This window comes from Segeticoccus rhizosphaerae (genome assembly GCF_009192725.1).
In the GTDB taxonomy this organism is placed as follows: Bacteria; Actinomycetota; Actinomycetes; order Actinomycetales; family Dermatophilaceae; genus Segeticoccus; species Segeticoccus rhizosphaerae.
Map to the genome: position 1 here is coordinate 1 of NZ_VOHR01000168.1, position 8,472 is coordinate 8,472.

The 8,472-nt window shown below is 65.2% G+C and carries 6 protein-coding genes and 1 pseudogene; 5 read left to right on the forward strand and 2 right to left on the reverse strand.

Translation table 11 applies throughout. The annotated features are described in order from the left end of the window. Positions 1-565: 565 nt before the first annotated feature. Together FRW57_RS13430 and FRW57_RS13435 are read right to left on the reverse strand one after the other, a co-directional pair. Positions 566-2,107, reverse strand: a complete 1,542-nt coding sequence (locus FRW57_RS13430; RefSeq protein ID WP_152186213.1) for an SNIPE associated domain-containing protein — start codon at positions 2,105-2,107, stop codon at positions 566-568. A gap of 10 nt (positions 2,108-2,117) precedes the next feature. Further along, positions 2,118-3,332, reverse strand: a complete 1,215-nt coding sequence (locus FRW57_RS13435) for a coiled-coil domain-containing protein (protein WP_238999424.1) — start codon at positions 3,330-3,332, stop codon at positions 2,118-2,120. A gap of 671 nt (positions 3,333-4,003) precedes the next feature. On the opposite strand from FRW57_RS13435, the gene FRW57_RS13440 reads away from it, so the two are divergent. The 5 genes and pseudogenes from FRW57_RS13440 to FRW57_RS24055 all read left to right on the forward strand — a co-directional run. Continuing rightward, complete coding sequence (locus tag FRW57_RS13440) at positions 4,004-4,507, forward strand: hypothetical protein (protein WP_152186214.1); 504 nt, start codon at positions 4,004-4,006, stop codon at positions 4,505-4,507. A 211-nt stretch (positions 4,508-4,718) separates the two neighbouring features. Beyond that, positions 4,719-4,967: a hypothetical protein gene (locus FRW57_RS13445; RefSeq protein ID WP_152186215.1), complete on the forward strand. Its 249-nt coding sequence runs from the start codon at positions 4,719-4,721 to the stop codon at positions 4,965-4,967. A 156-nt stretch (positions 4,968-5,123) separates the two neighbouring features. Then, complete coding sequence (locus FRW57_RS13450; RefSeq protein WP_152186216.1) at positions 5,124-5,363, forward strand: hypothetical protein; 240 nt, start codon at positions 5,124-5,126, stop codon at positions 5,361-5,363. A gap of 1,614 nt (positions 5,364-6,977) precedes the next feature. After that, positions 6,978-8,084, forward strand: a complete 1,107-nt coding sequence (locus FRW57_RS13455; protein ID WP_152186217.1) for an ArdC-like ssDNA-binding domain-containing protein — start codon at positions 6,978-6,980, stop codon at positions 8,082-8,084. Continuing rightward, positions 8,084-8,472 (forward strand): annotated as a pseudogene (locus FRW57_RS24055) (hypothetical protein); the annotation flags it as partial. The gene FRW57_RS13455 and the pseudogene FRW57_RS24055, both read left to right, overlap by 1 nt.

Sequence of the window (8,472 nt, forward strand, 5' to 3'; positions counted from 1 at the left end):
AAAGACCATGGGCAGCCCCGCCCGTCTCCACCAAAGCCCGGATGAAGGCTGTCGGGAAGCAACCCGCTTGCACGCTACGTAGGGCAGGAGACGGGCGCCTGGGCCCCCGACCACAGGCGAACGCGCCTCAACCCCAAGACCCATCAGCCCGCCGGCGAACCTCGGCGAGCCGACTTCCCCTGCACAAATCAACGAACCCAAGCCCCTTGACTTCGTCGCCATAGGCTGGTCTTTCCGCCGCATAGGGGCGAGGTATCGACCCGGCCTAGGGGTGACTCGAGCCTGGGCCGTTCCGCCTGATCACTGCTCCTTCCTGGCCGGCATCTCGCTTCACCGACCCGCACCACCGTCACGGTGGGTCACCGCGTGGTCGGTAGCTTTGGCGCACTTGCCGGATGTGACGTGCGTGCGGATTGGCGACGCATAATAGCTTGATCCTTGGCGACGGGCATCGACGGCAACGGAAATTTGCCTCCCTTGGCGGCGCTTGGGTTCAAGGATTCGTCGTAACACTTCGGCTTGGAGGGTACGCACGCCGTCGAGGTCGATTCGTCGCCGACGATCGTTAGGCCTCGTGTTCAGCGATACGCGCAGCCTCCTTGCCTTGTGGCCAGAGTTGGAGACTTTGGTGATACTGGATTGCTTCGGGCACCTCCGTGAATTCGAGTAGGTTGCCGACTTTCTCTGTCAAGACTTCGCGCACTTGCGCGGGAGTGGCAAAGAAGAATTCCCTCCTAAGGTTCACCCGGTTTAGTCTTTGCTCGCCGAAGGCGGCGTGTAGTTCCGACTCTAGAGACACAGCGTCGTCCGAGAAATAGATCGCGTGGACATCGAACGGAAAGGGCACGCTTGCATCCCCTAATTCCCTCACGCGGTCCAGAGGGTCTAGTCGGCGAGTAAGTCCAATCTTGACGACGCGCTGACCGAAGGAGCCGACGTTGCTGATGACGTAGACGTAACCGGCCCGAATGTTGGCGATACGGTAGTCGTTGAGCTTGATCGCCTCATCAATGGAGTCCACGCGTCGCTGGAGCTGTACTGCCTCGTCCTGCTTGCCCTGCGCGACGAGGGCATTCAGCGCGTTAAGGTAGTGCGAGCGCTCCTTGTCGAGCCGGTCACGCTCGGCCTGGAGCTCTTGTTCCGCGCGGCGTTGCTCGCGGAGACGCTCTCGCTCCTCGCGGGCGGCCTCCCGTTCTTCCTGCAGGCGCATCTGGTAGTCGCCCGTGAGCTCGATCTCCGTGACTCTGAGCGCGTGATATTCCTCGGTCACACGCATCTCCATCATCTGGCCGAGCTTGGCGATGGCCTCCTTGGACTTTCCCAGCCGAGTCACGGCCGACTTGACGTTTCCCGCCTTGACTGTCCTTACGCAGTTGTCGGCTTCCGCGTTGTACGCGCGCAGCATCAGCTTGGAGAAGTCGCGGGTCATCTTCCGGCCCTGCGCCACGGAGTTGTTGTACGCGAAACGCTCCGATGCCTCGATGGCATGTCGAGAGCGCACCAGTTCCCTAATGTGCTCCTGAAGCTGCTTCAGCCGTTCTCGGTACGCCTCCGCATTCTCCAGCGGGTGGTGGTACTCGTAGATGCCGACCTGCTGCAAGAGCACCGCGTCGTTAAGTTCTACCAGCTGGGAGCGCAGGTCGTTCGCTTCGCTTGACTGCAGTATCGCGTTCATCCGGCGCACTTCGCCAGCCAGGGTTGATACCTGTGCTTCGAGCCGCTCCACCTCCACACGCTTGGCGGACATCAGCGGATCGAACTCAGTCACACCGTGTGCCGCAGGCTCGATGGGGGAGGCCGCCTCCTCGACGGCGGCATCGCCGTCAGTTCGATGCTCAGCCGGCGCAACTTGGGCCTCCGTCTGGTCGGGAGGGTCGGTTCCGTCGTCGCGGCGCCGCTCCGGGTCCGTCGGTCCTCCGGTAGGCGTGGATGAAGGAGCATCAGGCTGAGTGGTCGTTGTCTGCTCCTCGGCATCATCGGGCATCCAGAACTGCCAGCCAACAGGCGCCTTGGGCCACGTCGGGTCCGGCTGCCAGCCTGTCGGCGGCACCCAGCCCCTGGGCGCCGGCGGCCAGCCGGGAGGCGTATTGAACTTGAAGCCAGCCATCGCCGCTCGCCTAGCCCTTCACGCCAGGCAGTTCCTGGACCGGCTTTAAGCCGTGGGGGTCCTTTGACACACTCGCCTTGAGGTACTTCAACGACTCCATGGGCGTAGCTCGAGAGAGGTCGATCTTCAGGAAGTCGTCACGCGGGACGGCCACCGCGAGGAGCGGAGTGACGGTCTCGACGCCAAGGGCCGGGTCGATGTGGTCGACTCCGACAACCAACGAGATGCTCTGGACCTTGCCATCGCGGTCGGCTTCCCAAACCTCATGCAACGTCCGCAAGGCGACAGAACTGAGGAAGTGGGTGTACCGCTCCCTTTGCTCCTTCAGCGTCTGATGCGCGCCAACGATCTCGTCCTTGGCTTTGACGTACTTGTACTCACGCACCGTGGGCAGCTGAGCCGGCTGAGGTATCGACATCGTGAGCCGAATCTCCTTCGCGCTGTCATCGAACTCGTGCTCCACCCCGACATGGATGCCCTCGGGGTACACAGAGTTCCCCAGCACAATGTCAACATACAGGTCAACGGCAGAGGCCTCACCTCGTGCGAGACCAGCGATCAATTCATCGAGCTCGGCGTTCTGTTCGTCGACCTTCGCCTCACGCTCGCGACTCTCCCGCTCGTAGCGCTCGCGGTCGGCCGCCAACCTCGCCTTGCGCTCCTGCTCCGCCTCCTGGTGGGCAGTAAGTTGAGCCAACTGCCGAGCGGGGATGTGGCCCACCTCCTCGCGCCAAGATGCCTGAGTTCTGTCAAACTCGGCCCGAGCCGCCTGCACTTCGGCTGCATGCTTCTTCTTTCCGAAAAGAGCGGACATGCCCTTGAGCGGTTCAGGCGGTGTGAACACTGGCTCGGGTGGCGCCGCGATGGGTTCCGGGGCGGGGATTCGCTCTTCATACTTGGAAGTGAAGGCCGGGTGATCGTAGCCCTGGCGCAAGTCGTTGAGGTCCACGTAGTCATCCACCTCCAGCGTCGCGGCAAGCAGGCCATCGATCTCTGCCAGCAAGTCCTTCAGCTCAGCGTTCATCGCCTCCGCCCGGGCCTCCTGTGCGTCTATATGGGCCCGCTTGGCTTCCTTCTCTGCCGCCGCCAGATCTCGAGCTTCCTGGCGGCCCGCCTGCGCGCGTGCTCGATCCGAGGCGCGCTGAGCGCGCTCTACCTCACGCTGGAGCCGCGCCTGCTCCCGCACTGCTGCAGCCGCCTGACGTTGTCGCTGCTTCTCAGCCAACGCAGCCTGATGCTGCAGTTCCGCGAAGAACCCTCGTCGCCTAGCCATCCCTACCCCTAAACAGGCGGAGGCACCGTTTCCTCCGCTAACCGAGTGCCTTCGGATGCTATTAGAGAGCTACGACAGTGAACAGGGATAGATCCACTAGAGCGCTAACGATCCGGTCGCTTTCGGGACATTCGCTCTATGGAGGCCTGCCAGGGAGCAGCCGCGTACCTGTCGCGGTGGCTGTTGGCGTCGGCCGGTGTCCGGCCTTGCATCGCCACGGTTGGGGCATTCGCTGGACAGGTGACCGTGCCTGCGGTACCCATGAGTGCGTGAAGTCATCCTGGGTCGGCTACGGCTCCCGTTACCGTCGCCGTTACCGGAGAGTGGCAGTCGTGATCTACGTGCTGTCGCTGGTGGGCGCCTACCAGAATGGCGCGCTGGGGCTGCCCATGGTCGTGCTCCTGGTGCTGTCAAGTCTCGTGCTGGCAGCGCCGCTGACCCTGCTGGCGGCGCTGCTCCCTCCGTATAGCCCCTCTGGGCTCCAGCCCACGAGCTCCGGAGGAACTCCTGCGCGGGTCCCTCCGACTGCTCAAGAGCCTGGGCATCCTGTGAGCACGGCCGAAGTACCTCCCGCTGTGAGCCGCCCAAAGCGGTCTCACCGGGCCGTGTGGGGGTCCCTGACCGTGTTGGTGCTGGCCGTGGTGACCGTGGGCGCGGACGTGGCGCAGGCAAACCGGGAGCTGAGCGGGTTGGTGTCAGCCGCCCACGCCTATCAAGACGCCGAAAGGGCGCAGAACACCTGGGCCGAGCAGAACATGCCCGACGCGATCAACTTCAAGACTGATCTCCAGCAGTCCCGCTCCGAGGTGGCCGACGGGTGCGCACACATGGCTGGCTCACTCAGTGGCGCCAAGGACGTGGTTGAGGACGTGTCGATTCTCCCCTGGCATTCATCTTTACGGCAGGCCAGGACGGCCCTGGTGCGGTACGCATCTGCCCGAGTGGACTACTTAGACGCCTGCGTCTTCGCCCTTTCGCCAGCGGGGGGCTCGACCACAGCGCTCAGCAAGTACGAGGCACAAGCCCAAACAGCCTATGACCGACTGCCTGAGGCGTTCGCCGATGCAGAACCATGGGTCACGTTCCCTTGGCTACACGACGACGAAGCCTCCCCCTTCGCCGAATAGTCCTACGACGCGATATCGCGCCAGCGAGGATGGCGCGGACTGGCGAGCGACGCCGTGCGTTCGGTGCGCATCGGCGCCGCGTGGGGCGCGCAGGGTCGCCGCGATGTCCTAACTTGTCGCAACGTTGGGGCCAGCGTCGGTTCACGTGGCCGCCTCGCCATATTCGGCGGTCTGCGGCCGAGGCATGACCGCTAGATTGGCGGATTCGGCCGTGACCAGCACGACACTCCTGCCGTTCCAGTCCGACGCGATGACGCCCGCGCAGCTCGCGGCCGTGCCCTACCTGGTCCGGTACATCGGGTACACGCACATCCTGTATGCCGACCAGCTGCGCCGCTGGTTCACCTGGTGCGAGGGTCGAGGCCTGAACCGCTGGTCGGGATCCAGCGGATGCACATCGAGCTGTACATCCCACACCTCGGCGAAGACGGCCAGCGGGTCTACGCGGTCAACACGATGAGGCACGCCGTGCGAGGCTACTTCCGGTCCGCCCACATCAACAGCCGAACCCCCCGTGCACGCGGCCGCCGAAGATCCACTCCGAGGAGTCTCGCGCACCCAAAGACTGGACCGCCTCGAGCTGATCTGGCTCCTCTAGGTCGCCCAAACCCTGTCCATGCGCCACGGCGCCCTGGCCTACCTGCTCGGCATCAACGCACTGCGCGCCTCCGAAACCGCTAGCGTCAAGAGCGAGGACTACCAAGAGGCCATACACGGCCACCAGGTGCTGCATCCAGTCGGCAAGGTCGCCACACCAGCCACCATGCCACTGACCATCCCGTCCTGCGCGTCCTGGAAGCCTGCCGCGCGGACAAAGCACCACGAGGCTGCTGACCTTGCGCCCTACTTCCAGTAAGCAGATCGTCCGCCACGACGTCCACCAGATGGTAGGGCGCATCGCGAAGGCTGCTGTCGGCATCCCCGCCACACCAGTCCTACTCACTACGGCACGCCGCGATCACCAACGCCCTCGACCCCGGCGTTCCGCTGCCCAGATTCTGGCCCGCCACGTCTACCCGCCGGCACCACCCGGCCCTACGGCCGCGCCCGCCGCAACCAGCACCGTCCGCTTCCTCAATGCCGAATGTCTCAAGGCTGAACGGGCCATGGAAACTCCCGGCGCTGGATGGGACCCATTTCCACCAAGTCGGCCCCATCCCACAGGTATACGGGTATGCCAACAATCCATGATGGAGTCACCTCGCCCACAACAAGATCGCCAGTGAGTGGGTCGAGCATGTGGTCCGTGTGTGTCGGTGGCCCCCACCCACCGTCCGAGACGAGAAACGCCCGCACGCCCTCCGTCTCCAGGACTAGCTCGCCCTGAGCACATGGAATGCGCCACTCATGCTCGTGGAGCCAGTCAGAATCGTTCGGTTCTGTGCGAACTAGCCAGCTGTGCAGGGCCGGGTCAAGACTGGAACGAACGGCCATCCATTGGTCGTACCGCACGTACCAGACAGGACCACCTCCCGCGTCCCACGCCCACTGCCGGTCGAGCACGAGACCCCAGCCAGCGAAGCCAGCACCAGTCAGCAGTGCGGCAGCGTGTCTCCTGTTGCTCTCGCCGAGACACACCACTGGTTCGGTGGCTCCGCGGACGCCGTGCCCGATGAGAGCTCAATCAGCAATGATGTTATCGAGGCGCTCCCTCGGCGTCATCAGGGCCACCTCGGGTGCGAACGAACTCCGCGCTCGGCCGGTGAAGTGCACGAGCCCCTCCGACTGGCCCGGCTGAAGAATGGATCGCAGTTCAGCCATGGGTCGATTTTTGCTGTGGTGGACTTACGCCCACTCCGCGTTCGTACAGGCTCACCGAAGGCGGCATGCGAGGGCTATTCTGCCGCGCGATGGTGTCACTCCGCCGCCTCGAGGCCAACCGCGCCTCGTAACCGCTTGGGAACGGGACGGCCCCCGGCAGCAAGCCTTGCCGGCCAGGCCGATAAGGATCTCCGAGCGCGGGTGTCCCCACGCGCACCGGTACACCGGATGCAAGTCCTCTGCTCGACACCGAAGGCACTCAACGGCTTCCATCTCGATAAAGTTCAGTTCATCCATCGGCGCCTCGTGACGGGGGGCGAGTAGTGTCCAATGCTCAGTCCTGCGCAGTTCCACCGGCTCGGGATCGGTTTGGTCGTCCGGAACGAACCGAGCGTTGCTCTTGAGGTTGCCGTCGCTGTCGTAGACGTTCTGGTGGAGGCCGCCTTCCTTCTTCCGCCCAGGGGTGAGGTCGTCGTCGTCCCACTCGTAGTGCCCTCGGATGCGCGCCATGCCGCGGAACTGTAGTCGTTGGGTGCGACATTCCGCCGCGAAAGACTGTCAAGGGCCGGGCAGCGCGCGTGGTCGCTGTTTGCTGCTGCCTTTGACGGTGAGTGGTAGGACCAGGGTCGCGAACTCCCCGCGCCCTCGCAGATTCGGGCCACCCGACTCGTGAGAACGTATGGCGTACCGGCAGGTCGGTATGCCTGTCATGACGTACAAGAGGCTCACACCGGAGCAGGCCACCGAGCAGTTGGCGGAGCGGATCGCGGTGGCCCAGGACCGCATCGAGAGCGCTGTGGCAGCGTTGCAGTCGGGCCAGCAGTGGCGGGACTACCTGGCGTTGCAGTCCAGCCTGCACGCCTATTCGGCAAACAACGTGTGGCTGCTGACGACCCAGCACCACGACGCGTGGGAGAAGGGCGTGGTGAGCACGCCGTGGCCGATCTGCGTCGCGGGCTTCCAGGCCTGGCGAAGGCTGGGTAGGTCTGTGGACAAGGGGCAGCGCGGTTACCAGATTCTGGCGCCGATCCGGCACCGGCAACGCATGGCTGTTGATGCGGACGGCACGAGTCGACCCGTCGGCGTCAAGGAGTCCGTGGCGTCGGATGAGCGGGTTGAGACGCGAGAGGTGATCGGCGGGTGGCGGGTCGAGCACTGCTGGGATGTGGCGCAAACCAGCGGGGACCCGTTGCCTGAGCCGCCGCATCCGTCAATGCTGCGCGGCGCGGCGCCGGCCGGTTTGTGGGACGCGATCAGCGCCCAGTTGCAGGACCGCGGATATGCGGTGCGGCTGGTGCCTTCCGCTGACGGCTTGGACGGGGCGAACGGTCGAGTCACCTGGGCCTCGCGGCTGGTGGAGGTTCGCGCGGACATGGACGAGGCAGCCCGGTGTAAGTCGCTGCTGCATGAGCTGGGGCACGCCCTGCTTCATGATCCCGAACTTCGGTCTGTCTCGGGCGTTCTCGGGCCGGCGGGGCGGGGCGCGAGGGAGGTGGAGGCCGAGTCGGTTGCGTGCATCGTCGCCGATGCCCACGGTCTGGCCACGGATGACTACTCCTTCCCGTACGTCTCGACCTGGGCGGGTGAGGACGGGATCGAGGTCGTCCGGGCGAGCGCGTCGCGGGTGGCGGCCGCGGCGAAGGAGATCATCACCAGGAGCACCGTCCCGCACAGCGCCGGCGGCCGGGCCACTGACCTGCAGCTCGCCATCCATCCGGAGCAGGAACAGCTCTCAATCGCGGCGTCTCCGCGTCGAGACCGACCGCTCGAGCCCACCTCCACCCGCCACATCGACTTCGTGCTCGGGCTGTCGTGATGGCCACGGGCAAGTCCAGCCCGGTCAGTGACACCTGGCTGCTCGCCGCGGTACTGGGCGCCGGCGGGCTGGCGATGCTGTTGTGGATCGGGGCCGCGGGCGCTGCGGTCCTGTCCGGCCATCCGGTGCCACCGGTCGAGCTCGCCCCGGCGATCACCGCCCTGACGGCTCATCGCGCCGATCCGTCCGCGGCGTGGGGCCAGCCGGTCGGTCCCGCCTGGCTGTACTGGACCGTCACGCTCACGGTGCTCCTGCTGTCGCTCACAGCCGGCGCGATTCTGTGGCAGGTCGCGCGGCAACACGAGTCGGGCCGCGCCGCCGCCGCGGACGGCGCGCAGGTGATCTGCTTCCAGGAGCTCTTCTACGGGCCCTACTTCTGCCAGGTGCA

Excerpts from the sequence above, each read along its gene's own strand:
- FRW57_RS13450 (WP_152186216.1), top strand. The coding sequence starts at position 5,124 with ATGCGCCACGGCGCCCTGGCCTACCTGCTCGGCATCAACGCACTGCGC.
- FRW57_RS13455 (WP_152186217.1), top strand. The coding sequence starts at position 6,978 with ATGACGTACAAGAGGCTCACACCGGAGCAGGCCACCGAGCAGTTGGCG.
- FRW57_RS13430 (WP_152186213.1), bottom strand. The coding sequence starts at position 2,107 with ATGGCTGGCTTCAAGTTCAATACGCCTCCCGGCTGGCCGCCGGCGCCC.